Below are 26,891 nucleotides of genomic sequence, written 5' to 3'. Positions count from 1 at the left end.
ACAAAAAACAAGGGCAACAAAGCCTGAAACGACCGGCTACTGACTCCTGACTCCTGACTCCTACCCCCAGGAAAAACTTTTTCAGCAGACCCTAAATAGTAGTTTCCCACTTTCTTTGCACTGATTACTGTTTACTGTTCACTAAATATCGGCTTCTCCCCCCACCACCACATCGCGGATACGGAGACTGGGGCCACCGCAGCCGACGGGTAAACCACTTTGACCCCCTTTTCCGCAGCCTCCCGACTCGTCCCAGTAGAAATCATCCCCAATTGCCTCAATATTGGCTAGGGTTTTAAAGACATTACCGGAGAGAGTCACATCTTTAACCGGTTCAGCAATTTCTCCATCGCGAATCATCCAAGCTTCCCCAGCGCTAAAAGTGAACATTTCGCCGTTAGTCATGCCTCCCTGCCAATTTTGGGCATAAACTCCCGTTTTTATCCCCGAAAATAACTCTGGAACGGGAGTGGTTCCCCGTTCAATCCAAGTGTTGGTCATGCGGACAATGGGCGGATAATGATAATTGAGACAACGGGCGTTACCGGTCGGTTTTTCGCCTAATTTGCCCGCCGTTTCCCGCGAATGCAGTCTTCCCACCAAAACCCCATCTTTAATTAACTGAGTCGTGGTTGCGGGGGTTCCCTCATCGTCATAAAAATAACTGCCCCGATGACCTTCTGGATAGGCCCCGTCAAAGATTTGCAGGTTATCTGGTCCAAAACGTTTGCCCATACTCATCACTTCCAAAAGGTCAGGATTTTCGTATAACATATCTGCCTCGGAAAGGTGGCCAAAAGCCTCATGGACGAACAGACCGGTTAAAATGGGATCGATGACGACGGTGTAGGTATCGCCCTTGACAGGGGGCAAAACTAGGGCTTGTAGGGCCCGTTTAGCCGACCCTTGCACCTGTTCTTCTAAATTGATCAGATCCTCGAAAGCTTTTCGGGATCCCGTGGTTTCCCGGCCCGTTTGTACGCTGTCCCCATCCCTAGCGGTGGCCGAAAAACGCATTTCTAAGTCTGACCATTTTTGTTCGATTAAAGTCCCGTCAGAAGTGCCTAAAAGAATATGTTGACTGCTATCGCTGTAACGGACGGAAGTGGTGGCAATACTGGCATGGTGTTGACGCAGTAAGTTATTATAGCGATCGCAGAGGGCTTTTTTATCGGCTAATGGTACTAAACGGGGATCTGTTCCTGTTAAAGGCAATTCACAGGAGATAATTACAGGTTCTACCGGAGCAATCAGGGTTTCTTCTTCCCCAATTAAACGGGCAGCAGCGATCGCATCTTCTAATCGTTCCTGTAAACTGGATAATTGATTAAAGCTGGCAAATCCCCAACCTCCTTTATAACAAGCGCGTACCTGACCACCGATAGCAATACCTTCGCTGAGGGTTTCCACTCGTTCGGAACGCAGCAGAATATTAGTCCCCCGCGCTTCTTCCAGACGAATTGTCAGGAAATCGACGCGGTTTTTATAACGGTTAATCAGTTCGCTAATTAGGTTTTTATAATCGTTTAGAGTATCGGTCATAGGAATTATGAATTATGAATTATGAATTATGAATTATGAATTGGGAAGTGGGGTGTGGGGTGTGGGGTGTGGGGTGTGATGGGGTAGTGGGGCATTTGGCTGAAATTTCCCTAAATCCCTATATCCCCTTTCTAACTGATAACTGATAACTGATAACTGAAATTAGGCGAGATAATCCTGTAAAGCTTTCACCTCTAAAGGTTGGGATTGCAGGGATTTTAAGGCCGCTACCGTCGCTTTTGCCCCAGCGATAGTGGTGATAATTGGTAACTTATAATCGAGGGCAGTACGGCGAATTTGTCGGCCATCGTTTTGGGATTCTTCACCACTGGGAGTATTGACAATAAACTGAATCCAATCATTTTTGATCCAATCGATAACGTGGGGGCGGCCTTCGTGAATCTTTAGCACTAAATCGATATTTTCGCAACCGTTTTCTAACAAAACTTCACGAGTTCCCGAAGTGGCGACGACGCGAAAACCGAGGGATTGCAGATCCTTAACCACGGGAACCATGGGGGTTTTATCGCGATCGTTCATCGAGACAAAAACCGTCCCACTGGTGGCTAAAATCACGCCGGCGGCCATTTCCGCTTTAGCGAAAGCTTTGCCAAAATCGCTGTCAATCCCCATTACTTCCCCTGTAGAACGCATTTCGGGACCTAGGAGAGTATCAGCACCGGGGAACTTCTGGAAGGGTAAAACCGCTTCTTTTACGGCAATATGACGGGGAATTGCTTCGCTGATGATACCCAATTCCGTCAGGGTTTTGCCTGACATGACGAGGGAGGCAACTTTTGCCAGAGGAACTCCCGTTGCTTTGGAAACGTAGGGAACGGTACGACTAGCGCGGGGATTCGCTTCTAAGATATAAACTGTCTCCCCCTGTACCGCATACTGGATATTCATCAAACCGATTACTTTTAAAGCTTTCGCTAGTTCCACCGTCCATTGTCGAATTGTGGTTAAAACCGAGGCGCTCAGGGACGTATGGGGGATAGAACAGGCAGAATCGCCCGAATGTACGCCCGCTTGTTCGATATGTTCCATTAATCCCCCGATAACGACTGTTTCCGTCGCATCTGACAGAGCATCCACATCCACTTCGATGGCATTTTCGAGGAATTTATCGATTAAAATCGGGTGATCCGGTTCTATCTGTACCGCATACTTCATATAGCGTTCCAATTCGCTATCGGAATAGACTATTTCCATCGCCCGACCGCCTAAAACGTAGGACGGACGTACTACCACAGGATAACCGATGCGTTTAGCCACCGCTTGGGATTCTTGAAAACTGCGGGCAATACCGTTGGGGGGTTGCCGTATATCTAATTGTCGGAGGATTTTTTCAAACCGTTCCCGATCTTCGGCGGCATCGATCGAATCGGGTGAAGTTCCCCAAATTTTGGTATTTACGGGACAATTAGGCGATTCTAAATATTTTTGCAGGGGAACCGCCAGTTTTAAGGGAGTTTGCCCACCGAATTGAATAATTAAACCCTCTGGTTGTTCCGCTTCGATGATATTTAAGACATCTTCTTTAGTCAGGGGTTCAAAGTAAAGGCGATCACTGGTATCGTAATCGGTGGAGACAGTTTCCGGGTTAGAGTTGACCATAATCGTCTCAAAACCGGCGTTACTGAGGGAAAAAGCGGCATGACAACAACAGTAGTCAAATTCTATCCCCTGGCCGATGCGATTGGGTCCACCACCGAGGATCATCACTTTGCGTTTATCGGAGGGTAAAACTTCCGATTCCACCTGTTCGTAGGTGGAATAATAATAGGGTGTTAGGGCTTCAAATTCTGCCGCGCAGGTGTCCACCATTTTATAAACGGGAATAATACCTAAACCCTTGCGATAACTTCTCACTTCGTCCTCGCTGGTGTTGGTGGCGAAGGCGATTTGGCGATCGCTAAAACCCTGTTGTTTAATAGCAAATAAGTCCTCTTGGCGGAGACTTTTCAGGGGAGTTCGTTTGAGAAACTTCTCGGTTTCCATCAAATCGGCCAATTTATCGAGGAACCAGGGATCAATCCCGGTTAGTTCGTGGATTTCCTCGCCATTCATGCCCAATTTAAAAGCATGATAGATACTATAAACCCGTTCGGGGTTAGGTGTCCGCAAACTGGCCCGGACTTCCGAGAGGGGGGGGAGAGTTTCGACTTTATCGCAACCAAAGCCAAAACGTCCCGTTTCTAGGGAGCGAAGTGCTTTTTGAAAGGATTCTTGGAAAGTTCGACCGATAGCCATGGCTTCCCCGACGGATTTCATCTGGGTGGTTAGAATCGGTTGGGAGCCGGGGAATTTCTCGAAGGCAAAGCGAGGAATTTTGGTGACGACGTAATCGATAGTCGGTTCAAAGGAAGCCGGGGTTTTTTTGGTGATATCGTTGGGAATTTCGTCTAAAGTGTAGCCTACCGCTAGTTTAGCGGCAAATTTAGCGATCGGAAATCCCGTGGCTTTCGATGCCAGGGCCGAAGAACGGGATACCCGGGGATTCATCTCAATCACGATTACGTCGCCGTTAGTGGGATTAACCGAGAATTGGATGTTCGATCCGCCGGTTTCTACGCCAATTTCCCGAATAATTGCCTTAGAATAGTCCCGGAGGCGTTGGTATTCTTTATCGGTTAGGGTTTGGGCGGGCGCAACCGTAATCGAGTCGCCGGTATGGACCCCCATAGCGTCAAAGTTTTCGATCGAACAGATGATCACCACGTTATCGGCTAGATCGCGCATTACCTCTAATTCGTATTCTTTCCAGCCAATTAGAGATTTTTCGACGAGAATTTGCGATGTGGGCGAACAATCTAGACCATACTGGGCCATCGGTTCAAATTCTTCTTGGTTATAGGCAATACCGCCCCCCGTTCCCCCCAAAGTGAAGGCCGGCCGGATAATGAGGGGATAGGAACCGATCTGATGGGCGATCGCTTTTGCCTCTTCTAAATTGTTGGCAATCCCCGAAGGACAGACGGGAACACCGATTTTCTCCATTGCTTGTTTGAATAGTTCCCTATCTTCGGCTTTTTCAATAGCGGGGAGTTTTGCCCCGATCAGTTCCACGTTATATTTTTCTAAAACGCCGCTTTTGGCCAAAGCTACGGCGGTATTTAGGGCAGTTTGACCACCCATGGTCGGGAGAATGGCATCGGGACGTTCTTTGGCGATAATTTTCTCGACAATTTCCGGCAGAATTGGTTCAATGTAGGTGCGATCAGCCATTTCTGGATCGGTCATGATCGAGGCGGGGTTAGAATTGACTAAAATTACCTCATAACCTTCTTCTCGTAGGGCTTTACAGGCTTGAGTTCCCGAATAGTCGAATTCACAGGCTTGTCCGATGACAATCGGGCCAGCGCCCAAGATTAGGATTTTCTGTAAGTCATCACGGCGTGGCATAGGCTTAGGGTTGCTTGACTATAAACCCCAATCATTGTATATGTTGTCACCCCTCTATTCCCTAAAGCTTTATTTAGGTTTAATGACCTTATTTGCTTGTGTCTTTTGCCTCTTGCCTGTTGCCTCTTGCCTTCAGAAGCTGATCACTGTTTACTGATCACCGATATACCGTACAATGATAAGGTTGTTTTTAAAGATACAATAGGCGTTTGTCTTCGCTAGAGAGTTTATGAAAGTTGGCGATCGAGTTCGTGTAATTGAGTCCGTGGTAGTTTATCACCATCCTGAACACAAATCGGATCCTTTTGACGTGAAAGGATTAGAAGGAGAGGTGAAAGGGATTGTCACCGAATGGCGTGGTAGGCCGGTTAGCGCCAACCTACCCGTCCTCGTCCAGTTCAGTAAAAAGTTTAAAGCCCATTTTCGAGATTTTGAGTTAGAAATCCTGGAAAAAGCCGCCGAATAGGGACTTTTTCGCTTATTTAAGCTACAAAGCGAATAAATTTATTTTTGCCCACCTGTAGGACTTTTCCTGTTAAAGCTTCGGCTGTCTCAAAACTTTTGTCCACATCGGTGATTTTCTCGCTATCTATTCTTACTGCACCCCCCTGAATCTGTCTTCTCCCTTCGCCGCTACTTTTACATAAGCCGGTGGACGAAAGAAGATAGAATAATTTTAGGGGAAAATTGACCGCAGCTAGGGAAAATTCGGGGACAGAAGCCGCAGCTGCCGTATTTCCCTGTAAAACTATGTCCTGCGCCGTTTTTTGTGCCTTTAATGCCTCCTCTTTCCCGTGAAACTGGGCAACTACCTCGATCGCCAGTTGTTTTTGTGCCTCCCGCGGATTGCTTGGTATAGCATCTAAAGGCAAATTTGTCAATAGTTCGTAATAATCTTTTAACAAAGCGTCGGGGGTTTTTTCCAGTTTCGAGTACATGGACAGGGCCGATTCCCGCAATCCCACATAATTATTCAGGGATTTGGACATCTTTTGACTGCCATCGGTTCCGATTAAAATCGGTAAAAGTAACCCGAATTGCGGTTTTTTGCCGAAATATTTCTGTAAATCGCGACCGACGGCAATATTAAATTTTTGATCGGTTCCTCCCAATTCGACATCGGCCTCAACAGCTACGGAATCATAACCCTGCATTAAGGGATAGAGAAATTCATGGAGAAAAATCGGGTTTTCTCGGTCGTAGCGTTCGGAAAAGCCTTCTTTTGCCAACATTTGCCCGACGGTCATGGTGGAGAGAAGTTCGAGAATTTGCGAGAGGTCTAATTTTCCCAACCATTCCGAGTTATAGCGAATTTCTAGGCGATTAGGGGTGTTAAAATCTAAAATTGGGCGTAATTGTGCCAGATAATTCTCGGCATTAGCTCTCACTTCTTCGCTCGTCAATTGTTTTCTAACTTCCGATTTTCCCGTCGGATCGCCAATTCTAGCGGTAAAATCGCCAATAATCACCACTGCTACATGACCAGCATCCTGGAAAGCACGCAGTTTCCGAAAAGGGATACTATGGCCTAGATGAATATCGCTGCCGGTGGGGTCAATACCTAGTTTAATTCTTAAAGGGCGATCGGTGGTTTGCAGTAGTTGGGTTAAATTTTCCCTAGGATCTTGGGAGTCGGGTTGATGGGGGAATAAATCACTGGTTCCACGGGTTAGCCAGTCTAGGGAGGAAGATACGGTCATTGTTGCTCATTTTCCACAGCTTTCCCATTATAGTTTTTTATTATGTCAATTAACAAGCAAAAGGTAAATAAACTGGTATCTCCAATAAGAGTCGATAACATCTTGACAATTCTCCTGATCGAATATAGAGTCTTAAAATCTTCTTTTCCAGAATTATCAAAAAATTTCCCTGTCTTGAATTGCGATCAGATAAGCCAATGAATCCTAGTTATAATAACTCTATACCCGTGCAGAGGATCAAAGTTTCTGTAATTGTTTCTACCTATAAATCAGCAGAGTTTATCCGGGGTTGTCTAGAGGATTTAGTTACTCAAACTCTTTATGAAAAGGGAGAAGTAGAAATTATTATTATCGATAGTGCTTCTCCGGAGAATGAAGGGGAGATTATCCAAGAGTTTCAAGAAAATTATCCTAATATTATTTACCAGAGAACTCAAGAACGAGAAACCCTCTACTGCGCTTGGAATCGCGCTATTAAACTAGCTAGGGGGCTTTATCTCACCAATGGGAATACTGATGACCGTCGCTGTTTCAATGCTTTGGAAATTATGGCTAATTATCTAGATAACAATAGAGAGATTAGTTTAGTTTATGCCGATCAATTAATTACTACAATCAAAAATGATACTTTTGCCACTACCCAAGCTTTAAAACATTGGAATTGGCCAAATTACTCCTATCAACAGATGCGTCAAGGTTGTTGTGTGGGTTCTCAACCAATGTGGCGAAAAATGCTGCACGATAAATATGGTTATTTTCAGGAAAACTTTCGCTGTGCTGGTGATTACGAATTTTGGTTAAGAATCGGCAGTCAAGGGGAAAAAATGGCTTTGATTCCTGAGATTTTAGGTTTATATTATTTAAATCTCCGAGGTTTAGAACATGGCAGCAATGGTCAAGCATTGCAAGAACATTATCAAGTGTGTAAAATCTACGAAATTCCTCACCCAGAAATTAAGGAGCTAGAAATTAAACCCAATCCAGTTAAGATGGAAGATTTAGGGACAATTTTAAATAAGAATGAGCGAGAAAAATTACAAATAATTCAATCTATCTCCCAGAAGAAACACCCAATTATTGTTATTGATGGCGTAATTTTTCAAATCGATCAAGGAAAATTAGCCAGGGTTTGGTCTTCAATTCTAGAGCATTGGAGTCAATTAGAATTGAGTCAACACATTGTTATTTTAGATAGAAATAACACCGCACCACGATGGGAAGAATTTAAATATTGGACTGCGGAATCCTACGATTATAATTGTACGGGAAAGGATGCCATAAAAATCCAAGCTATTTGTGATCGCCTACAGGCTAATTTGTTTATTTCCACTTTTTATACCAGTCCCTTAAGCACTCCTTCTTTACTTTTGCTTGCTTCTGAACTACAACAAAAAAACGGCAATTTACCAGTGGATTTAGAAAAACACTATGCCATTTTGTCCGCTTATAGAATCATTTCTTTTTCCTCTAATATCGCCCAAGATTTCAGAAAGTCATACCCAAGAATTTCTAGGGAAAAGATTAATATTATCGAGCTTTTTGAAGTTAATCAAAAAATCGCTGAAGAAATCACTAATTTTTTCCATTATGCGCTCAGGGAAAGTAAGGAATCAAGTCAGAATCAAGTCTGGTTAGAGTTAAGAAAGTTACAGGAAGCACAACAGATCATGTATCTGAAACAACAGCAAGATGATCATACTATACAAGAGATGGAAATATCCCTAAAAGAATTAGAAAATAATCATAATAATCTCCAGAAAAATAATCAGGAATTACGAGAAAAAATTAACTATTTGTACTCGCGTAAGGGAATAGTAAAAACCCTAGCGAAAACTTCTATTTTACTTCTTGCTAAGATCAAGAAAAAACTCCCAAGATTTTAGAAAATTAAGGGCAAGTTTCCTAACAATGATTCCAATCCTGGCACGGCAGGGCCTAAAAGTGGTAAAGTAATGTTAAGAATTAGAGGAGAAAACACTGTGCCACATTCGATCGTCACTGGAATTTGTGAAGGGGTTGCTGATTGCGTTTCCGCTTGTCCTGTTGCTTGTATCCATCCAGGACCGGGTAAAAATGTTAAAGGAACCGATTGGTATTGGATTGATTTTGCCACTTGTATCGACTGTGGTATCTGTCTTCAAGTATGTCCCGTCGAAGGTGCAATTCTACCAGAAGAACGTCCCGATTTACAAAAAACTCCCTAATTTATCAGTTATCAGTTATCAGTTATCAGTTATCAGTTCACTGTTTACTGTTCACTGAAAATGTTACCCATCTCCCCACTCCCCACTCCCCAATTCATAATTCATAATTCATAATTGACAATTCATATTACTCTCTCCTATCTCCTTTTTACCTTATCATGGATTACCTTTTAGAAGTTGAACAGGTTTATGCTGGTTATGTGCAGGATTTATACATATTGCAAGGGGTTAACTTTCGCATTGCACCGGGGGAATTAGTCACGGTTATCGGTCCCAATGGTGCGGGAAAATCTACCCTTGCTAAGACGATTTTTGGTTTATTAAAACCTAGTGCTGGAACTATCACTTTTAAGGGAAAAAATATCACTGGTTGGAAATCTAATCAAATCGTTCCCCTCGGGATGGGTTATGTTCCGCAAATTGCTAATGTTTTCCCATCCCTGAGCATCGAGGAAAATCTGGAAATGGGGGCTTTTACCAGTAAAAAAGCGATTAAACCCCTAAAAGAGCGCATTTATGCCATGTTTCCTCGTTTGAACGAGCGCCGTCGTCAGAAAGCTGGCACTTTATCCGGAGGAGAAAGACAGATGTTAGCCATGGGAAGAGCGCTGATGTTGCAACCAGATTTATTAATTCTCGATGAACCTTCGGCAGCTTTATCTCCTATCCTAGTAACCAGCGTTTTTGAACAGATAAAAGCGATTAATCAGACGGGAACTGCCATTATTTTAGTGGAACAGAATGCCAAAAAAGCCCTCATGATGTCCGATCGAGGTTATGTTTTAGAAAATGGTCAAGATCGTTTTCAGGGATCGGGTCAAGATTTACTCAATAACCCGAAAGTAGGGGAATTATACCTCGGTGCAGCCCACCATGGCACCCAAGGAAGAGATTGATATTAAAAGGTATAGGAGCAGGGAATTATGAATTATGAATTATGAATTATGAAGTGGGAAGAATAAATAAAAATGGCTCTACCGAACCTGTCATGTAAAACTATCAAAAACTCATGCTTGTAAAGCTTGTATAATAAGGCTTTGAGTTTTTGTCAGATTGATATTTATCAACTTTAGAGCATTGCTGGGCAGAGCGGGAACTTGAGGAATTTTCTACAGTGTAAGTTCGTAAGAACCATAAAAATAATCTCCTGACGACCGACGACAGGCTACCTAAAACGAAGTTTCACTTTTTAGCATACCAGCGCCATAAAACTCGGGCTAAACGTTGGGGATCGTGACGAACTTTGGCAGTAACTTCATCTTCTGCCATTACATTCGCTAAAACAATGCGATAACCCATTTTCCCCACCTCCTCGCGATCTAAAAAGACGGGATGACTATGCTCTTGGGCGTATAATTCTAAGGATTGGGGCGATGGTGAAGTTCTTTGGGCTAAAACTGCATCAAAGACGCGTTCTTCACAGACTCCTTCGATCGCTCGCAAATGATCTGCCACCGAATAATTATCCGTTTCCCCCGGCTGGGTCATAATATTACAAACATAGACACGGGGAACTGTCACCTGTGCTAGGGCCTGACGAATTGCGGGAACCAACAAATTAGGGATAATACTGGTATAAAGACTACCCGGCCCGATAATAATATAATCTGCCTCTTTGATCGCCGCTAAAGCCGCCGGTAAAGCGACCGGATCGGCAGGATGACAGCCAATCTGACGAATTTGGCCCATAGCTTCGGTTATCTTCGATTCTCCCTCAATAATGCGCCCATCGGCTAACTTAGCCCAGAGACTAACATCGGTAAGGGTAGCCGGTAGCACTTTCCCACGAATTGCCAAAACTTTGGCACTAGCATCGATCGCCTGTTCCAGATCCCCAGTAATCTCGGTCATAGCGCTGATAAATAAATTACCAAAACTGTGGCCCGATAAACCATCCCCGGCATGAAAGCGATATTGAAACAATTCCGTTAATAACTTTTCCTCATCGGCTAAAGCGGCGATACAATTGCGAATATCCCCCGGGGGTAAAATGCCCATTTCCCGACGTAATCGGCCCGAAGAACCGCCATCATCAGCTACAGTGACAATAGCGGTGATATTAGAACTATACTGTTTTAAACCGCGTAAAAGCGTCGATAAACCCGTACCGCCACCAATTGCTACAATTTTCGGGCCGCGATGAAGACGACGATGGGTGCGTAGGAGATCAACTAATTCCTCCGATGCGTCCGGTTGTAGTGCTTCTGTAATCGTTTCGACGGTGCGACTCTGACCCCAGAATAACAAAAAGACACCCAACAAAACCGCCAGCGGCCCAGAAACAGAATTAGGGACCAAACGGGCGATCGTTTCTAATGCTTGGGAAACAAACTCTAAAAAGCGATTAACCGGGGTTAATTTTACCCAAATAGCCAAACCGAAGGAGGTGAGAAAAACGCCGGTTAAACTGATTAAAAGCCAGCGTTTGACAAAAAGACCGGGAGAAAGCCATTTAAACCAACGATTAACCCGTTTAGGGGTTTTTCTGCCCACAGAAGCGGCTATTTTCCCCTTCTGAGCGTTGAGTTCCCGTAGCGTCTGTTTAAATGGACTCATAGATGTGGCCTGGCAGCGAACGCATTGATTCTGGAGAGACTGTAGCCGAAAAAGGGGACAAACTCAAGTTAACCTAACCTCCCACTTGGGAATAGGCTGCCTCGGAAATTGTGGGAATATCGGCGTATTTGCCGATAACCGACTGTATAATGCTGTAAACACAGGCGGCAAATGCTCCCAAAAAGACGACGTTAAAAAGAGTTTCTACCACTAAATTCGCCCCACCCCTAGCGACGAAACCTAAAACCAATCCCAATAAATACACCAAAATATCGATTAAAATCGCCTGCATGGTGTTAAACCGGATAAAATGACTAATGCGGGGATTGCGTACCACGGCGAAAAAGAGGACGAAAAAGATAATTAAACTGCCAAAGGTTCCCAGGGAACTATAGAGAAAAGCTAAGGGATATAAGGCTATTGCTAAGGCCGCTCCTAAAAAAGGAATTTGCTGAAAGATAAAGATCCCGAAGGCAAAAGCCGAATATAAGGGTAAAAGATATACTAAGGCTGCAAAAATGCGATCTTTTGTATCGGTTGAGCCGCGCCAAGTCATAATCTATTGTCTCCTGAGACTACTGCTAACTCTCTCCAAGATAACCCGGCAGCCCACCAGACTTCGCGTAACTGAAAAAATTGCTCGAGGCCGAAGATTGTTAGGCCTCGATCGATTTTTTCTCAAACAGAGACGGGGTGCTTGGTTTCCTGTAACAGAGCCAGATATTCCTCCTTAAAATACTTTAGGGTACTTAAAATCGGATTGGGGGCGCTTTGACCAAGACCGCAAAGACTGGTTTCTTTAACCATTTGACAGAGATGTTCTAGGTTTTCGAGGTCGTGAATATCGGCCTTTCGAGCGATAATTTTGGCCAATAATTCAAACATTTGTACTGTTCCCGTGCGACAGGGGATACATTTACCACAGGACTCCTCGCGACAGAATTCCATATAGAATTTCGCCACTTCCACCATGCTGGTGGTATCATCCATAACCACCATACCCCCGGATCCCATCATCGAACCGAGTTTGGCTAAGGATTCGTAATCCACGGGAGTATCGAGTAAATTAGCGGGAATACAACCCCCGGAGGGGCCGCCGGTTTGTACCGCTTTCACCTGACCATCGGGAACACCACCCCCCATCTCCTCGACAATTTCCCGGAGAGTAATACCCATCGGCACTTCAATCAGCCCATTATTGCGGATTTTTCCCGTTAAAGCGAAGATTTTTGTGCCTTTACTGCTGGCAGTACCGATATTGGCGTACCAAGCGGCTCCCTCGCGGATAATAGCGGCGATATTAGCGTAGGACTCGACGTTATTAATCAGGGTGGGACAACCATCGAGGCCCGATTGGGCCGGATAGGGGGGACGGGTGCGGGGAGTGCCGCGGCCGCCTTCAATGGAATGGATGAGAGCGGTTTCCTCTCCACAGACAAAAGCTCCCGCCCCGATGCGGATATCCACCTTAAAATCGAAAGTGGACTCGAATACTTGGGAACCCATTAAACCAAATTTTTTGGCCTGATTAATCGCTTTTTGCAGACGATTGATCGCCAGAGGATATTCGGCTCTAACATAGATATAACCATGATCCGCCCCCACGGCATAGGCAGCGATCGCCATTCCTTCCAGGACTAAATGGGGGTCACTTTCCAAAACACTACGGTCCATAAACGCCCCGGGGTCGCCTTCATCAGCATTACAGATAACGTATTTTTGTTGACCCGGTTGTTTAGCCACCGTTGCCCATTTTAAACCGGTGGGATAACCCGCACCTCCCCGGCCGCGCAAACCGCTTTGGGTGATTTCCTCCACCACCTGGGCCGGAGTCATCTCGTAGAGGGCCTTGTAGAGAGATTGATAACCCCCGACGGCGATATATTCCTCAATGCGATCGGGATCGATTTTACCGCTATTTTCCCGGACAATTTTGACCTGATGGGAGAAAAAGGGATGTTTTGAGTCCCCTAATTGCACCTCGGTTTTGCCGCCGTTTAAGGCTGCAATAATGCTGGCCGCACTTTCCGGGGTGACTTCTTCGTATAAGAGGTCCTGGGGATCCACTTCCACCAACGGACCGCGACCACAAAAACCCATACAACCGACCCCGACCACTTCGACTGTATCCTCTAGGTGTGCCTCTTTGACGGCGGTGGCGAGGTTTTTTTCGATTTGGAGGGAGTTAGCAGCTTGGCAACCGGTGGAAGTGCAACAATGCACCCGGATGCTTTTTTGTCTAGTTTTTTCTTTCTCGGCCACTGCCAATAATTCTTGTAAGTCCATATTTTTCTCAATCCACTAGAGTGAAAAATTACTGGGAGAAACTCTTTAGTTTCGCCAAGACAGTTTCCGAATCTTGTTTTGGGGCCACGACTCCATCGAAGACCACGGCCGGTGCAATCCCACAGGCCCCGATACAACGGGCCGACACTAGGGAAATTTCTCCATCGGCGGTGGTTTCTCCCACTTTGACATCAAAGCTGTTTTCGATGTCTTCGAGGATTTTGCCGCTGCCTTTGACATAACAAGCGGTCCCCATACAGACGATACAGGTGTGTTTTCCCGCCGGTTTCAGGGAAAAGAGATGATAGAAGGTTGCTACTCCATAGACGTGACTGAGGGGCAGTTTTAGCGCCCGGGCAACGTAGAGGAGAACATCTTCTTCTAGGAATCCAAAGGCTTCTTGAGCTTTGTGCAGGACTTCAATCAGGGCTGATTGATTATATCCTGCTCGCTTCATGGTGATGTCGAGGACTTTGAAGCGTTTATCGCCACTGGGATGCTCTTTTTTCTCCGTTTGAGGAGGATTGGCAGTTTGCATAAATCTGAACCAAATAAATTTTAGGGGCGATGACGGGAAAGAGATGGAGAGTTGTCGGTTTTCCTTGGTCATCTCCCTAGTTTTATTCTGACACTGGCTCCGGAGGGCGATCGATAACTTTATCTTTCCTTTAGTTATTGGGGGATATTCAGTTATCAGTGACCAGTAATCAGTTATCAGTCAGGGATTAGGAGATGGGGAGATGGGGTAAAAAGCTGCACTTGTCTCAACACTATAACACCCTGAAGCAATCTCATATATTTAGAAAACGGGTTTCTTCAAGAAACCCGTTTTCTGAAAGCATCCCCCTCTTTTCGTAGGTTAAGGGGGTGAGGTCATAACAATCCGTTGCCAAAACCGACTTTTCAGAATAAAATGGAGAAGAGTAGTCATTCATCACGGCTCTACCGAACCTGTCATGCAAAACTATCAACAACTTATGCTTGTAAAGCTTGTACAATAAGGCTTTGAGTTTTTGTTAGATTGATATTTATCAACTTTAGAACATTGCTGGACAGAGAGGGAGCTTGGGGACTTTTCTACAGTGTAAGTTCGGAAGAACCGATATTATTATTACAATAGTCTCAAAAACAATGATCGAATTAAGTCCCGCCGCCGCTAGAGAAATTGAACGTTGGAGTCAAAGCCGTCGCCTGACTGGTTCCTATCTGCGTTTGGCAGTAAAAAACGGTGGTTGTTCGGGACTTCACTATCATCTCGAATTAACCCCTATTGTGGCAGAAAACGATCGCTTTTATCAAAGTCAGGGTATTAATATTTTAGTCGATCCTGACAGCGATCGCTACCTACAAATTTTAAAATTAGACTATTCAGAAGATCTCATGGGTGGTGGTTTCCGTTTTACCAATGCCAACACCCAAAATACCTGCGGTTGTGGTCTTTCCTTTAGTGCTTAATTAACTGCTCCAAATAGCCAAGACAACTAAAAGCGCATTAACCAGATAAAAAGCTCCCACAATCTTCGTTTCCGTCCAACCACTTAATTCTAAATGATGATGAAAAGGAGCCATTTTTAATAATCTTTTGCCCTTGCCATCGGGTCCTTTTGTGGCTTTATAATAGATAACCTGAGCGATTACCGAAAGAGATTCCAGAAAGAAGAGACCACTAATTAAAAATAATCCCCAGAGATGTCCAGTAATTAAACCCACCGCAGCTAAAGCGCCTCCCAAAGCGAGGGAACCCGTATCACCCATAAACACTTTAGCGGGGTTGCGGTTGTGAAAAATGAAGCCTAGACAAGCACCACTAAAACAAGTGCAGAAAATCGCCAAATCCGGATGACTAGGGGCGATAATAATACCTAAACCTAAAAAAGCGATCGCACCAGTTCCCCCCGCTAATCCATCCACCCCATCGGTGAGATTAGTGGCGTTACTTTCAGCCACAAGGACAAATCCCGCCAAAATCCAGAAGAAAAAGCCCAAAGGAATCACTAATCGACCCCAAAGGGTGATATCGGTACTCACCTGATTGACCAACATCCAGAGACAAAAAAGCACCGCCCCCGCTATCTGTAAAATTAACTTCATCCGGGGAGATAGGCCTTTATTGGACTTATAACGCAGAATTTGCCAATCATCTAACCAACCGATACCCATGTAAACAAAGGTTAGCAAAGCAACCGCCACCACATTAGGAGTGAATTTAGACCAGATTAAAGCGAAAATAAGGGCTACTGGCACAAAAAAGCTGCCTCCCATGGTTGGGGTTCCTGCTTTCTTTAAATGAGCCTGGGGACCATCTTCGCGCATAATCTGACCCATTTTCAAGCGCCGCAGCATCGGTACTACCCAGCAACCAAAACCAGCACTAATTAGCGTTGTGGCCATCAGGGGGAGTAACAGGGAATTAGTGGACTGAAAAAAAACTACTAACAGAAATAGTAATCCCGTTAGTAGAATCAGGAGATGGGTTCCAGTGGGTTTTTTAAAGATAGGGGCGGAAAAAATGTTAGCGTTCACGACTAAAGCGTCAGATAAAGGGAAAATTTGCCAAAGAAGACGGGATTAATCTTCATCTAAGACTAATTCGTCCTCGTCGTCATCATAACCGATATCATCGACATCCATCAGTTCAGATAGTTCCACATCTTCTTCCAGAGTCAGATCCGGTTCGGCGATTTTATCCCGGGGAATCATGCGATTATTTTTTTCTAACCACTCGACAATGGAAGCGTCTTTTTTTAGGGGAATAACCGCGGCCGGTTCGTAGCGGGGTTCTTGACGAATAGAAGGATTAAGCATAATCACTCGACGATTAACAGCAATCATTTCGAGTTTACCATGTCTTTTAAGGCTCTGATAATCTCTTGATTGGCCGCGGGGAAAGTGTAATTATCTAGTTCCTGGATAGTTACCCAGCGGATTTCCTCACATTCGATCGCTCTTGCTTGTCCGCTGAGATAACGACAGTTATATACCTGTAGATTAACCCGAAAATGACTATAGGTGTGATCGATAGTGATTAAATGACTATCCACCGCAATGTCAATGCCAATTTCTTCTAATATCTCCCGTTTAATACATTCCTGCACCGTTTCATTGCCTTCGATTTTGCCGCCAGGGAATTCCCAAAAACCGCCCAGGAGTCCCTTGGCTAGACGGCGATCGATTAAAATTAAATCTTGATCGTCTCTAATTACGGCCACACCGATTTGTTTAGAAGCTAAAGAGTCTGTTTCTGGAATCATAGGGGTTATTGACGAAAAAACAGCAAAAAATAGTTAAAAATTGACTGCGAAAAATTGAGTCAAAAGATGATATAATCGAGAATTGTACGATTAACGATTAACAATGACAGTCAGTTCCGAATCAAAGTTTATTTTAAAAGTATTGTGGTTAGATCAGAACGTAGCGATCGCTGTGGATCAGGTGGTCGGCAAAGGAACTAGCCCCCTCACCGCTTATTTTTTCTGGCCGCGCAATGATGCTTGGCAACAACTGCAAGAGGAGTTAGAAGCAAAACACTGGATTGATGAATCCGATCGCGTCGATGTTCTCAACAAAGCCACAGAAGTAATTAATTTTTGGCAAGAGTTACGCAATCAAGGCCGACAAATTCCCATGGCCGATGCACAGTTAAAATTCCCCGAAGTTGTTTTTAGTGGTAGCAATTAATTTATAAGCTGTTCGTAATTTAAATTGCTTGTTGAGACGAGGCAAGAGGCAAGAGTCAAAAGGCAACAGTAAAGGGATTGGGGAAGGTTGGGCTAATCTAAGAATAAGCGTTTTAAATGCGTCTTAGTTTAGCAGTTATCTTAATGGAGAGCGACAAAATCTCCAGTTTTAGGCAACGGAAAACAGGAAACTTTTTCAGTGATCACCGATCAGTAGGAGAACAGCAACTTCTCAATAAGTACCTAAGCAAAATTAATTACACATATCTAAACACCTCTTGCCTCTTGCCTCTTGCCTATCTTCACTAGGAAATTAATTTTGCACGACTACTTAACAGTATTCACTGAAACCTCAAATCTGATAACTGATAACTGATAACTGATAACTGAAAAAGAATCGGGTAGGTTTATATAAACCCGCCCGATTTTGCTTTAATTTAATTTGATTTGGCTTGGTTTAAACCGATACTAAACCGCCAGCGGCCTGGTATCTAGCGCGAGCTTTGCGCCATGATTGTTGCGCTTGGATAGTTTTGCGACGGTCATCCCCTTTACTGACTTCATCGAGACGAGTTTGGGCCCGTTCGTATTCGGCGCGAGCTTTTTCTTTATCGATTTTTGAGCCTAATTCCGCCCCATTAACGAGGACTTTGATCTCATTATTTTCGACTTCAGCAAAACCGCCCAAAACCGCGATATTTTCCCAGTCTTTCCCCGGTCGAATTCGCATTACGCCAATATTCAGGGCAGTTAATAAAGGAGCGTGACCGCTAAGAATACCTAATTGTCCCGTGGAACTGGGTAGGATTACTTCTTCGGCCACGTTATCCCAGACAATGCGATCGGGTGTAATAACCCGTACTGTAATGCTCATTGGTGATAATAACGATAATTTTGGCAGATTTCTGGGTTAAGTAACCGCGTTTAGCGGTTACTACTGACTTTTAATTAGCCTTTTTTGAGTTTTTCGCCTTTAGCGATCGCTTCATCGATACTGCCGACCATGTAGAACGCTTGTTCGGGTAAGCTATCGAGTTCACCTTTGAGGATCATCTGGAAGCCTTTGATCGTATCAGCGAGGGTAACGTATTTACCAGGAGAACCGGTGAACACTTCGGCCACGAAGAAAGGTTGCGAGAGGAAACGCTCAATTTTGCGAGCGCGGTCAACGGTGAGACGATCTTCTTCCGACAATTCGTCTAAACCGAGAATAGCGATGATGTCCTGTAACTCTTTATAGCGTTGCAGGGTAGATTGAACAGCGCGAGCGGTGCCGTAGTGTTCATCACCGACGATATCAGCTTGGAGCATAGTGCTGGTGGAACCGAGGGGATCTACCGCCGGATAGATACCTTTGGAAGCCAGACCCCGGGATAGTACAGTTGTTCCGTCCAAGTGAGCGAAGGTAGTAGCAGGAGCGGGGTCAGTCAAGTCATCCGCCGGTACATAGACCGCTTGGATGGAAGTGATCGATCCTTCTTTGGTGGAGGTAATCCGCTCTTGCAGGTCGCCTACGTCCGTGCCGAGGGTGGGTTGGTATCCTACCGCAGAAGGCATCCGACCGAGGAGCGCCGATACTTCCGAACCAGCTTGCACGAAACGGAAGATATTATCAACAAATAAGAGTACGTCTTGCTTGTTGACATCGCGGAAATATTCGGCCATGGTCAAAGCGGAGAGACCGACGCGCATTCTCGCTCCGGGGGGTTCGTTCATCTGACCGTAAACGAGGGCGATTTTCGATTCTTCGGGGTTATCAGCGTTGATTACCTTCGATTCGATCATCTCGTTGTAGAGGTCGTTTCCTTCGCGGGTTCTTTCACCCACACCGCCAAAAACCGAGACACCACCGTGTTGAATGGCGATATTGTTGATTAATTCCATCATAATGACGGTTTTGCCCACACCAGCACCCCCAAAGAGGCCGATTTTGCCACCTTGACGGTAGGGGGTGAGCAGGTCAATCACCTTGATACCGGTTTCAAAAACCGTCGGTGTTACTTCAAGATCGACTAATTTGGGAGCGGGACGGTGAATAGGAGAGGTTTCGGTGACGTTAACCGGTCCTTTTTCGTCCACGGGTTCACCAAGAACGTTAAAAATCCGACCGAGGGTGCATTTACCCACGGGAACGCTAATTGCTGCGCCGGTGTCCACGATATCCATACCGCGCACTAAACCATCGGTGGTACTCATGGCAACGGCCCGCACTTGGTTGTCACCGAGTAACTGTTGGACTTCACAAGTAACGGATAAATTTTGACCGGCGGAGTTAGTTCCTTTTACGGTTAAGGCATTATAAATACGGGGCAGGTTGCCACTGGGAAATTCGGCATCGATGACAGGACCGATGATCTGGACGATTTTACCAACGTTAGTTTCTGTTGTCGCTACCATTGTTTATGTCTACTCTGGGTTTTAGCTGATAACTCCCACAAGGGGAAAGTCTTAATTTTTTGTAAAATTAGCCAATACTCAGCTTATCACGCTAGGGGATCAGATCAGTTATCAGTTATCAGATGTGAGTTTTCCGTGAACAGTCTGAGCGGTGATCGGTATTAAATGGCAATTTTCTGCTTACTGGTTGCTGATCACCGATAAAAAGTAAGGCAGGCCTTAGCCTACCTTAAAACAAAGCGAGGTTGATCAACTTTGAAGATGCCGATGCAGTGGATGGAATTGTTCTCCTTACCATATATTGGCGATTATAGCAAGGGTTTTGCTGGTTGTATAGATTCAAGTAAAAAATAATTTAAAGCTTGACCATAGAGTTTAATCTATGAATTGAGCGACAAGAACTATCTCCTGTCAAATTTTCAAGGGACAGCTTTGCTGAGATGCACTGCCTTCTCAACCGTCCGGGAGAATTGTGCTGTAAGATATCCTCAGTTTCAATTGTTTAGGCTCGCAATCGTAGATGAGAATAAATTTCGGTAGCTTTTGCGGCAATCTCAGGAAATTAACGTTTAACTATATGAATTCTGGTAAAGTTATCGCCATTATCACAGGAGCGATTTCGATTTTAATCGCCGTTGCCTATTTAATCCTAGTCCAGATTCTGGACTTTCGCACCGAGATGATTCCCGCTCCCCTAGAAGTTATTTTGCCTAGATTATAAAAATCGGGGTTGAAAAATTTTCAACCCCGGAAAAAGCAATTTTTGAGCGGATTAACCCACCGGTTGTAACTGTAATTGCGAGAGAATATCGCTCTGCTCGGAGCGCTGATGACTAGAGACTGTCACCACACCGTCCGCAGTTACATCTAATAGCGCATGGTCTCCAGAATTGACTTTTCCCGATAACATCGCCTCGGCTAAACTATCCTCTAAGCGTCGAGTTAAGGCACGACGTAAAGGCCGCGCACCGTAGCTAGGATCATAACCCTCATTGATGACCAAATCCTTGAAAGCGGCGGTAACTTCCACAGAAATTCCTTTTTCTGTCAATTGTTTGGCTATATCTGCGATCAGAATATCGGCAATTTGGGTAACTTCTTCGCGAGTTAACTGTCGGAAAACAATGATTTCATCGAGACGGTTGAGAAATTCGGGACGGAAATATTGTTTTAACTCGTCTGTCACCCGATTAGAAATCTGTTGGTAACGGGATTGAGCAAAATCGTCAGCCATCTCGAATCCTAAGCTATTACCGCCTTTTTCGATGACTTTTGAGCCAATATTCGAGGTCATGATAATTAGGGTATTCTTAAAGTCCACCCGACGACCTTGGGAATCGGTCAAATGACCATCTTCTAACAGTTGCAGGAGAAGATTAAAAACATCGGGATGTGCTTTCTCGATTTCGTCAAACAAGACCACTCTATAGGGTTGACGACGCACTGCTTCCGTTAACTGACCGCCTTCATTATAACCGATGTATCCGGGAGGCGCACCAATTAACTTAGAAACCGTGTGGGATTCCATAAATTCCGACATATCTAGGCGAATCATACTGGATTCCGAGCCAAAGAGCAACTTAGCTAAGGCTTTCGTTAATTCGGTTTTACCTACTCCCGTGGGACCAGCAAAAATAAACGAGGCAATCGGACGGTTAGGATTCTTTAAATTTACTCGCGCTCGACGAATAGCACGAGAAACGGCATTCACTGCCTCCTGTTGACCAATAATCCGCTCGTGCAGTTGATATTCCAGATTTAAGAGCGATTCTGACTCAGTTTCAGTTAATTGGGTAACGGGAATACCAGTCCAAGCGGCGACAATTTGGGCGATTTCCTCCGCATCCACCACCGGAATTAAAGATTCGGGGTTAATTAGGGGGGATTCTTCGCTAACCTCCGCAGGACTTTTACTTTGCAGAGAATAGCGCAGATGGGTGCGGGATCCGGCTTCATCGAGAAGATCGATCGCTTTGTCCGGTAAAAAGCGATCATTGATATAGCGCGAGGATAGATTAACGGCAGCTTCGATCGCTTTTTGATCGTATTTTACCTGATGGAAATCCTCGTAGGTGGCTTTTAAACCGCGTAAAATCTCGATCGCTTGCTCTTTGGTCGGTTCTCCCACCATAACTGGCTGAAAACGTCTTTCTAGAGCCGCATCGCGCTCAATATGCTGTTTATACTCATCGAGAGTGGTTGCCCCTAAACACTGTAACTCGCCGCGAGCTAAAGCAGGTTTAAGCAAGTTAGAAGCATCCATGGCCCCTCCCATGCTACCAGAACCCACAAGAGTGTGAATTTCATCGATAAACAGGATAATACTGCCCGATTTGCGAACTTCCTCCACCACACCCTTTAAACGTTCCTCAAAATCGCCGCGAAAACGGGTTCCCGCCAGTAAAGACCCCATATCGAGGGCAATTACCTGTTTATCCTGCAAAAGTTCGGGAATATCGCCATTATGGATGCGTTGTGCTAACCCTTCAGCGATCGCTGTTTTGCCCACCCCCGGCTCACCCAGTAAAATCGGGTTATTCTTGCTGCGACGGCCTAAAATTTGGACAACTCGCTCGATTTCTGGGTCTCTACCGATTAAAGGGTCAATTTTGCCATTTTTGACCTCTTGGTTTAAATTGCGGCCATATTGGGCTAAAATACCGCCTTGAGGAGTATTTTTCTGGTCTTCATAGTCACTATCACTCGTGAAGCGACCACTAGCGACTTTTTCCCCGGCATTTTTAATTAAAAGGCCGCGAAGTTTGATCAAATCAACACCCTGCATAATTAAAATTTTAGCGGCTAGGGATTCGGGATCGGCGGTGATAGCGAGTAATAGATGTTCAGGTGCGATCGCCTGTTCCCCTAATTGTCGAGCTTCCTGAAATGCTTGCTCGAACATCTTTTTCGCTTTCGGGGTAAAAGGGATATTAACGGGACTGTAACCGGTGCCGCGGCCGGTCATTCCTTCAATCACGCGGCGACTTTCGTGCAGGGTGACTTTTAAATCCTTGAGAATTGAGGCTGCGGTGGCGGTGGCTTCTCCTATCAATCCTAAGAGTAAATGCTCCGTACCCACGACACCGTGACCGGTACGACGGGCTTCCTCTTGGGCGAACATCACCGCTTTGATAGCTTTCTGGTTAAAGTATTCAAACATGATCGACGGCTTCCTGGCTACTGGGCTTTACCTGTTACTGTAACGTTTTCTTTACATTAGCCGGAAGGGGGATATCCGTATCAGTAGGGTGGGTTAGGAGACAGGAGTAGGGAGTGGGGAGTTTTTTGCTGTGAACAGTAAGTAGTCGTGCAAAATAAATTTCCTAGTGAAGATAGGCAAGAGGCCATAGGCAATAGGCAAAAGCTTTATCGAAATGTGTAATTAATTTTGCTTAGGTACTTAAACAGTAATCAATTACCTGAAAACTAAAATCTGATCACTGTAATTAGGAATCAACTTGACTAAGAGAGGAACGTCTTTTAAAAGGCATTAGTTTTTTGATTAATTCAGGTGTAATTAAACCTTGAGGATAAAAAATCGTTCCCAAAACGATTAAAATTCCAAAGATAATCAAACGACCATCGCGCAAGAAATTCCCTAACCAAATTGGTAAACCATTCACACCACCGAGGGCGCGTAAAACTTCGGGCAAAGCAGTTAAAACAATGCCGCCCACCACCGGCCCGACAAAAGTTCTGGAACCACCAATTAAAACGAAAGCCAAGAAAATAATACTGGCATCAAAGGTTCCTTGACGGGAATTCCAAGTATTGATAAAATGGGCGCTTACCGCTCCCACAACTGCCGCTAAAACTGCCCCGAAAGTGAAGGATAAAACTTTGTGATAGGTGGGATTAATTCCCATGGCCGCAGCCGCCAATTCATCGGCACGAATGGCATTAAATGCCCGACCAATTTTGATGTTTTCTAACCGGTAGAGAAACAGCATAGTTAGGAATAAGAGGGGCAAAGCCAGCCAAAGGTAGGCTAATTGAGTAGTGAAAGGTTGGGGAATGGCGAAAATACCGACCGCACCGCCGGTTATATCGAGATTAAGGGCAATAATTCTCAAAATTTCTACCCAGGCGATTGTGGCAATAGCTAAATAAATCCCTCGCAAACGTAGAACAGGAATACCTAAAACTATTGCTAATATTCCCGCAATCATGCCAGCAATTAACATTTCTAAAAAGACCAAAGCCAGGGGATAATTGCTACCAGTATTAGTAAAAACTTTCGTGGAAAGAATGGCGGCCACATAACCACCTAAAGCGTAAAAACCGGGGGTTGCTAAGGATAATTGACCGGCCATTAAGGGCAGATAAATTGAAATGCCTAAGATGGACCCAAAGATCATTGAAACAATTAAAAAACCATAGGTGTTAAAAAAATCAGCCATATTTTCGGTGAGCGGTTATTGGGTGCTTAAGTTGGGGGAGTCAATTAGCTAATTTTATCACCGTTCTCTCCCACCTCATTCTCCGGTAATTCTCGAAATTATCATAATTTTTTACTTGGCACTTTTCCTATATGGTAGCGTTCGCCACCTTAAAAGCCGACGGGATGATCGATGATGGGAAAAAGTATCTTCCTTAACTTTGTCTGGGAAAAAATTCGGGGGAATTTATGAAACAGCAGCATTGGTTACTCGGACTCCTACGGCTGAATTTGCCCATAAAATCACAGTAGCGGGCGAAAAAGTCCTATAAGTTCAGGATATCATCAGTTTTACCCCAGAAGCGATCCATCAGGTGCAGGCGATCGGTGAGGAACCGATAATGTGGTTTTAAACGTTTTCAATTCGATCCTCTCAGTAATTAAGTAGCTGGTTATAATTAAATTAAAAATGGATTTTGCCTTTAATCCCCCCTTGATAAGGGGGGCATCTGACAACTTTTAACGCCTACCTACTTAGGTTAGAGAAATGATAGATAAATGAGAGGATCATGAGAGAAATATGAAAGTTTTCTGGGGAAAAATTAGTTAAGATAAGGGGAAATTAAAGGATAAACAACTATAGATGTTTACTTCACTCGAACTTTTAACCACTTCCTTTGTTGCCGTGGGATTAGCCGCCGATGCCGTGGCCGTTTCTCTAACCAGTGGCCTGATGATTCGCCATATTCATGTTAATAAGGCTTTGAAAATTGCTTTGTTTTTTGGGGGATTTCAAGCAATTATGCCGATGATTGGTTGGGGTATCGGTCTAACCTGTCGCGATTTTCTTGCCTCTTTTGACCACTGGATCGCTTTTATTATTCTAGGGGCGATCGGCAGTAAAATGATCTACGAAGCTGTTCAAAATGATGACGAGGAAAAAAAATTTAATCCTCTAGATTGCTATACTTTAATCGGATTAGCGATCGCTACTAGCATCGATGCTTTGGTAGTTGGTTTGGGTTTATCGATGATTAAAACTCCCTTACTTTTAGCTTGCACTGTCATTGGTTTTATTACCTTTGTTTTATGTTTTATAGCTGTTTTTATCGGGCATAAATTCGGTAATTTATTTAGTCAAAAGGTGGAAATTCTCGGCGGTTTAGTTTTAATATTAATCGGCAGTAAAATCCTCATTGAACATTTAATAGCCTAGATTATCTCCATTTTTCACTATGCTCCCCCTTTTCCTGACTGTTTCAAGAAGGAAGTAGCTAATTCGGGATAACCGGCCTCAATTAAAGCCTGATCTCTGATACGGCAGGAATCGCATAAACCGCAGGGTTCAACTTCTCCTTGATAACAAGACCAAGTATCAGCGATGGGAACCCCCAAACTAACAGCACGCCGGACGATATCTACCTTACTATCCATCACCAAAGGGGCAATTAATTGGGGTGCTTTCCCTTCTAAACCCGCTTTCGATGATAAATTAGCTAAAGTTTGAAAGGCCTCTAAATACTCGGGACGACAATCGGGATAACCGGAATAATCCACCGCATTAATTCCTAAATATATCGCCTCCGCTGCCCTTGCTTCCGCTAAAGAAAGAGCGATCGAAATAAAAACTGTATTTCTCCCCGGTACATAGGTAATCGGGATAATATTCGGGTTAATTCCCTCTTGGGGAATAGCAATAGATTGATCGGTTAAAGCGGAACCTCCCCACAAAGATAGATTGACTTCGATCAGATGATGTTCTTTAATTTCGAGGAAATTAGCAATTTTTTTCGCCGCCGCTAATTCCCGCTCGTGTCTTTGTCCATAACGAAAGGAAAGGGCGATTAATTGATAACCAGCAGCTAAAGCGATCGCTGCTGTTGTCGCTGAATCTAATCCCCCAGAAAGTAAAATAATCGCCTTTTTTGTCATTATCCTAATGTCACCTGTGTTTGTTGATAATTAGCTACTAAGATAAATTGTTTTAGCCACCGCGAACCTAACAAAATCTCCTTAATTGCCTCCCCTGCAAAGACGGGAATTTCGTATTCTTGACCATCAATTCTTACTCTGCCTAAATATATATCAAAAAATGCTTCTCCTTGAGCGGTTATCAATTTATTTTGTCGCAAAAACGCCAATCAAGACTGTCAGCATCTTGACTATTTATGGCTAAAAACTCGGTAAAACCCGTATCCAGCATGACTTCTGTGGGTAGAATCAATCCATCATCGCCAACTAAATCAATATCAAAATAAATTTGTCCTTTGGTTCCAAATCTCCCTTCAATCATATTCTGCCACTAACTCCAGTTTCATTAATGCCAAAGATGTGATGAATTTTGTCGGGATATTTTGCCCTGGCTTTTTTACTGGCCACTTCTTGATCGGGATCGATAAAATAATCGCCGCTATCGGGTTCGATCGCAATGTACCAACCATAATAATGTTTCATTAACCGGGGCTGTAAACTCTGAAAAATCGGCCAACAACGATGATAAAATTCTAATTGTCGGGCGCGATGTTTGGCCTTTTCTTCCTCGGTAGATTGAATCTCCGGAAAAACTCGACCACGACGCACTACTCGTTCAGAATTGTTGTTAGACATAGTAAGTAATAGGACAAAATTAACTTCTTGGTTAGGATAGGCAAAAGGCAAGAGGCAAAAGTCAAGAGGCAGTTAGATATGTGTAATTAATTGTGTCTAGCTACTTATTTAACCTCTTGTTAGTAAATTAGGGGTT

24 protein-coding genes and 1 pseudogene are annotated in these 26,891 nt (G+C 44.3%); 8 read left to right on the top strand and 17 right to left on the bottom strand.

Annotated elements, in window-relative coordinates; translation table 11 throughout:
- Window positions 1-141 precede the first annotated feature (141 nt).
- Window positions 142-1,542: a TldD/PmbA family protein gene (locus N0824_RS05515; protein WP_108936010.1), complete on the bottom strand. Its 1,401-nt coding sequence runs from the start codon at window positions 1,540-1,542 to the stop codon at window positions 142-144.
- A 162-nt stretch (window positions 1,543-1,704) separates the two neighbouring features.
- Window positions 1,705-4,950 carry a carbamoyl-phosphate synthase large subunit gene (gene carB / locus N0824_RS05510; protein ID WP_108936009.1) on the bottom strand — a complete coding sequence of 1,082 codons (3,246 nt, stop codon included), beginning with the start codon at window positions 4,948-4,950 and terminating at the stop codon, window positions 1,705-1,707.
- Between the two features lie 229 nt (window positions 4,951-5,179).
- On the opposite strand from carB, the gene N0824_RS05505 reads away from it, so the two are divergent.
- Window positions 5,180-5,416, top strand: coding sequence for a ferredoxin-thioredoxin reductase variable chain (locus tag N0824_RS05505; RefSeq protein WP_108936008.1), 237 nt, complete (start codon window positions 5,180-5,182; stop codon window positions 5,414-5,416).
- 16 nt (window positions 5,417-5,432) lie between these two features.
- Here the strand turns inward: N0824_RS05505 and tyrS are convergent, their stop codons facing one another.
- The gene (gene tyrS / locus N0824_RS05500) at window positions 5,433-6,650 is read right to left on the bottom strand and encodes a tyrosine--tRNA ligase (protein ID WP_108936007.1); all 1,218 of its coding nucleotides are present in this window, start codon (window positions 6,648-6,650) and stop codon (window positions 5,433-5,435) included.
- Window positions 6,651-6,847: 197 nt separating this feature from the next.
- Between tyrS and N0824_RS05495 the strand changes: the two genes are divergently transcribed.
- From N0824_RS05495 to N0824_RS05485, 3 genes are all read left to right on the top strand, one after another.
- Window positions 6,848-8,533, top strand: a complete 1,686-nt coding sequence (locus N0824_RS05495) for a glycosyltransferase (RefSeq protein WP_108936006.1) — start codon at window positions 6,848-6,850, stop codon at window positions 8,531-8,533.
- 96 nt (window positions 8,534-8,629) lie between these two features.
- Window positions 8,630-8,854 (top strand): ferredoxin family protein, encoded by a 225-nt coding sequence (locus tag N0824_RS05490; RefSeq protein ID WP_016516721.1) that lies wholly within the window; start codon window positions 8,630-8,632, stop codon window positions 8,852-8,854.
- A gap of 158 nt (window positions 8,855-9,012) precedes the next feature.
- On the top strand, window positions 9,013-9,750 hold the full coding sequence (locus N0824_RS05485; RefSeq protein WP_108936005.1) for an ABC transporter ATP-binding protein: 738 nt from the start codon (window positions 9,013-9,015) through the stop codon (window positions 9,748-9,750).
- A 286-nt stretch (window positions 9,751-10,036) separates the two neighbouring features.
- Here the strand turns inward: N0824_RS05485 and yvcK are convergent, their stop codons facing one another.
- The 4 genes from yvcK to hoxE all read right to left on the bottom strand — a co-directional run bounded on the left by yvcK (window position 10,037) and on the right by hoxE (window position 14,234).
- Window positions 10,037-11,410: a gluconeogenesis factor YvcK family protein gene (gene yvcK, locus N0824_RS05480; RefSeq protein WP_108936004.1), complete on the bottom strand. Its 1,374-nt coding sequence runs from the start codon at window positions 11,408-11,410 to the stop codon at window positions 10,037-10,039.
- A gap of 73 nt (window positions 11,411-11,483) precedes the next feature.
- Entirely contained in the window at window positions 11,484-11,966 is a 483-nt protein-coding gene (locus N0824_RS05475) for a Tic20 family protein (RefSeq protein ID WP_108936003.1), read from the bottom strand.
- A 122-nt stretch (window positions 11,967-12,088) separates the two neighbouring features.
- Window positions 12,089-13,696, bottom strand: a complete 1,608-nt coding sequence (gene nuoF, locus N0824_RS05470) for an NADH-quinone oxidoreductase subunit NuoF (protein WP_108936002.1) — start codon at window positions 13,694-13,696, stop codon at window positions 12,089-12,091.
- A gap of 28 nt (window positions 13,697-13,724) precedes the next feature.
- Window positions 13,725-14,234 carry a bidirectional hydrogenase complex protein HoxE gene (hoxE, locus tag N0824_RS05465; RefSeq protein ID WP_108936001.1) on the bottom strand — a complete coding sequence of 170 codons (510 nt, stop codon included), beginning with the start codon at window positions 14,232-14,234 and terminating at the stop codon, window positions 13,725-13,727.
- A gap of 593 nt (window positions 14,235-14,827) precedes the next feature.
- On the opposite strand from hoxE, the gene N0824_RS05455 reads away from it, so the two are divergent.
- Window positions 14,828-15,151, top strand: a complete 324-nt coding sequence (locus N0824_RS05455) for an iron-sulfur cluster assembly accessory protein (protein ID WP_108936000.1) — start codon at window positions 14,828-14,830, stop codon at window positions 15,149-15,151.
- Here N0824_RS05455 and mraY read toward each other — a convergent pair whose 3' ends face one another.
- Genes mraY through mutT form a run of 3 tightly spaced genes read right to left on the bottom strand, consistent with a single transcriptional unit; the run spans window position 15,152 to window position 16,947 of the window.
- Complete coding sequence (gene mraY / locus N0824_RS05450) at window positions 15,152-16,219, bottom strand: phospho-N-acetylmuramoyl-pentapeptide-transferase (RefSeq protein WP_108935999.1); 1,068 nt, start codon at window positions 16,217-16,219, stop codon at window positions 15,152-15,154.
- 45 nt (window positions 16,220-16,264) lie between these two features.
- A complete protein-coding gene (locus N0824_RS05445; protein WP_002735746.1) occupies window positions 16,265-16,528 on the bottom strand; it encodes a DUF3134 domain-containing protein in 264 nt (87 codons plus the stop codon).
- A complete protein-coding gene (mutT, locus tag N0824_RS05440; RefSeq protein ID WP_108935998.1) occupies window positions 16,525-16,947 on the bottom strand; it encodes an 8-oxo-dGTP diphosphatase MutT in 423 nt (140 codons plus the stop codon). Before mutT ends, N0824_RS05445 begins: the two co-directional genes overlap by 4 nt.
- A gap of 103 nt (window positions 16,948-17,050) precedes the next feature.
- On the opposite strand from mutT, the gene N0824_RS05435 reads away from it, so the two are divergent.
- Window positions 17,051-17,374: a 30S ribosomal protein PSRP-3 gene (locus tag N0824_RS05435; protein WP_002760450.1), complete on the top strand. Its 324-nt coding sequence runs from the start codon at window positions 17,051-17,053 to the stop codon at window positions 17,372-17,374.
- A gap of 456 nt (window positions 17,375-17,830) precedes the next feature.
- Here the strand turns inward: N0824_RS05435 and atpC are convergent, their stop codons facing one another.
- Both atpC and atpD read right to left on the bottom strand, forming a co-directional pair.
- Window positions 17,831-18,247 carry an ATP synthase F1 subunit epsilon gene (gene atpC / locus N0824_RS05430; RefSeq protein WP_002735380.1) on the bottom strand — a complete coding sequence of 139 codons (417 nt, stop codon included), beginning with the start codon at window positions 18,245-18,247 and terminating at the stop codon, window positions 17,831-17,833.
- Window positions 18,248-18,321: 74 nt separating this feature from the next.
- Entirely contained in the window at window positions 18,322-19,770 is a 1,449-nt protein-coding gene (gene atpD / locus N0824_RS05425) for a F0F1 ATP synthase subunit beta (RefSeq protein WP_046663513.1), read from the bottom strand.
- A gap of 577 nt (window positions 19,771-20,347) precedes the next feature.
- On the opposite strand from atpD, the gene N0824_RS20905 reads away from it, so the two are divergent.
- A complete protein-coding gene (locus N0824_RS20905) occupies window positions 20,348-20,491 on the top strand; it encodes a hypothetical protein (RefSeq protein WP_199224881.1) in 144 nt (47 codons plus the stop codon).
- 51 nt (window positions 20,492-20,542) lie between these two features.
- Here N0824_RS20905 and N0824_RS05420 read toward each other — a convergent pair whose 3' ends face one another.
- Both N0824_RS05420 and N0824_RS05415 read right to left on the bottom strand, forming a co-directional pair.
- Entirely contained in the window at window positions 20,543-22,930 is a 2,388-nt protein-coding gene (locus tag N0824_RS05420) for an ATP-dependent Clp protease ATP-binding subunit (protein ID WP_108935997.1), read from the bottom strand.
- A gap of 286 nt (window positions 22,931-23,216) precedes the next feature.
- Window positions 23,217-24,170 carry a branched-chain amino acid ABC transporter permease gene (locus tag N0824_RS05415; protein ID WP_108935996.1) on the bottom strand — a complete coding sequence of 318 codons (954 nt, stop codon included), beginning with the start codon at window positions 24,168-24,170 and terminating at the stop codon, window positions 23,217-23,219.
- A 621-nt stretch (window positions 24,171-24,791) separates the two neighbouring features.
- Here N0824_RS05415 and N0824_RS05405 point away from each other — a divergent pair.
- Window positions 24,792-25,364, top strand: a complete 573-nt coding sequence (locus N0824_RS05405; protein ID WP_108935995.1) for a manganese efflux pump MntP family protein — start codon at window positions 24,792-24,794, stop codon at window positions 25,362-25,364.
- Window positions 25,365-25,381: 17 nt separating this feature from the next.
- On the opposite strand, the gene queC is transcribed toward N0824_RS05405, so the two are convergent.
- From queC to N0824_RS05390, 3 genes and pseudogenes are all read right to left on the bottom strand, one after another.
- A complete protein-coding gene (queC, locus tag N0824_RS05400; RefSeq protein ID WP_108935994.1) occupies window positions 25,382-26,080 on the bottom strand; it encodes a 7-cyano-7-deazaguanine synthase QueC in 699 nt (232 codons plus the stop codon).
- Window positions 26,080-26,441 (bottom strand): annotated as a pseudogene (locus N0824_RS21710) (aspartyl protease). The gene queC and the pseudogene N0824_RS21710 overlap by 1 nt, the downstream one beginning before the upstream one ends.
- Window positions 26,438-26,755, bottom strand: a complete 318-nt coding sequence (locus tag N0824_RS05390) for a hypothetical protein (RefSeq protein WP_002736011.1) — start codon at window positions 26,753-26,755, stop codon at window positions 26,438-26,440. Before N0824_RS05390 ends, N0824_RS21710 begins: the two are co-directional and overlap by 4 nt.
- Between the last annotated feature and the right edge of the window lie 136 nt (window positions 26,756-26,891).

Source organism: Microcystis sp. 0824, from assembly GCF_003112475.1.
GTDB lineage: Bacteria > Cyanobacteriota > Cyanobacteriia > Cyanobacteriales > Microcystaceae > Microcystis > Microcystis aeruginosa_C.
The sequence above is the reverse complement of the archived record's forward strand: the minus strand, read 5'-3'. Positions and strand labels throughout refer to the sequence as shown.

What these genes read in the sequence shown, in the direction of transcription:
- N0824_RS05515 (WP_108936010.1), bottom strand. Translation starts at nt 1,542, where the DNA reads ATGACCGATACTCTAAACGATTATAAAAACCTAATTAGCGAACTGATT.
- carB (WP_108936009.1), bottom strand. Translation starts at nt 4,950, where the DNA reads ATGCCACGCCGTGATGACTTACAGAAAATCCTAATCTTGGGCGCTGGC.
- N0824_RS05505 (WP_108936008.1), top strand. Translation starts at nt 5,180, where the DNA reads ATGAAAGTTGGCGATCGAGTTCGTGTAATTGAGTCCGTGGTAGTTTAT.
- tyrS (WP_108936007.1), bottom strand. Translation starts at nt 6,650, where the DNA reads ATGACCGTATCTTCCTCCCTAGACTGGCTAACCCGTGGAACCAGTGAT.
- N0824_RS05495 (WP_108936006.1), top strand. Translation starts at nt 6,848, where the DNA reads ATGAATCCTAGTTATAATAACTCTATACCCGTGCAGAGGATCAAAGTT.
- N0824_RS05485 (WP_108936005.1), top strand. Translation starts at nt 9,013, where the DNA reads ATGGATTACCTTTTAGAAGTTGAACAGGTTTATGCTGGTTATGTGCAG.
- yvcK (WP_108936004.1), bottom strand. Translation starts at nt 11,410, where the DNA reads ATGAGTCCATTTAAACAGACGCTACGGGAACTCAACGCTCAGAAGGGG.
- N0824_RS05475 (WP_108936003.1), bottom strand. Translation starts at nt 11,966, where the DNA reads ATGACTTGGCGCGGCTCAACCGATACAAAAGATCGCATTTTTGCAGCC.
- nuoF (WP_108936002.1), bottom strand. Translation starts at nt 13,696, where the DNA reads ATGGACTTACAAGAATTATTGGCAGTGGCCGAGAAAGAAAAAACTAGA.
- hoxE (WP_108936001.1), bottom strand. Translation starts at nt 14,234, where the DNA reads ATGCAAACTGCCAATCCTCCTCAAACGGAGAAAAAAGAGCATCCCAGT.
- N0824_RS05455 (WP_108936000.1), top strand. Translation starts at nt 14,828, where the DNA reads ATGATCGAATTAAGTCCCGCCGCCGCTAGAGAAATTGAACGTTGGAGT.
- N0824_RS05445 (WP_002735746.1), bottom strand. Translation starts at nt 16,528, where the DNA reads ATGATTGCTGTTAATCGTCGAGTGATTATGCTTAATCCTTCTATTCGT.
- mutT (WP_108935998.1), bottom strand. Translation starts at nt 16,947, where the DNA reads ATGATTCCAGAAACAGACTCTTTAGCTTCTAAACAAATCGGTGTGGCC.
- N0824_RS05435 (WP_002760450.1), top strand. Translation starts at nt 17,051, where the DNA reads ATGACAGTCAGTTCCGAATCAAAGTTTATTTTAAAAGTATTGTGGTTA.
- atpC (WP_002735380.1), bottom strand. Translation starts at nt 18,247, where the DNA reads ATGAGCATTACAGTACGGGTTATTACACCCGATCGCATTGTCTGGGAT.
- atpD (WP_046663513.1), bottom strand. Translation starts at nt 19,770, where the DNA reads ATGGTAGCGACAACAGAAACTAACGTTGGTAAAATCGTCCAGATCATC.
- N0824_RS20905 (WP_199224881.1), top strand. Translation starts at nt 20,348, where the DNA reads ATGAATTCTGGTAAAGTTATCGCCATTATCACAGGAGCGATTTCGATT.
- N0824_RS05420 (WP_108935997.1), bottom strand. Translation starts at nt 22,930, where the DNA reads ATGTTTGAATACTTTAACCAGAAAGCTATCAAAGCGGTGATGTTCGCC.
- N0824_RS05415 (WP_108935996.1), bottom strand. Translation starts at nt 24,170, where the DNA reads ATGGCTGATTTTTTTAACACCTATGGTTTTTTAATTGTTTCAATGATC.
- N0824_RS05405 (WP_108935995.1), top strand. Translation starts at nt 24,792, where the DNA reads ATGTTTACTTCACTCGAACTTTTAACCACTTCCTTTGTTGCCGTGGGA.
- queC (WP_108935994.1), bottom strand. Translation starts at nt 26,080, where the DNA reads ATGACAAAAAAGGCGATTATTTTACTTTCTGGGGGATTAGATTCAGCG.
- N0824_RS05390 (WP_002736011.1), bottom strand. Translation starts at nt 26,755, where the DNA reads ATGTCTAACAACAATTCTGAACGAGTAGTGCGTCGTGGTCGAGTTTTT.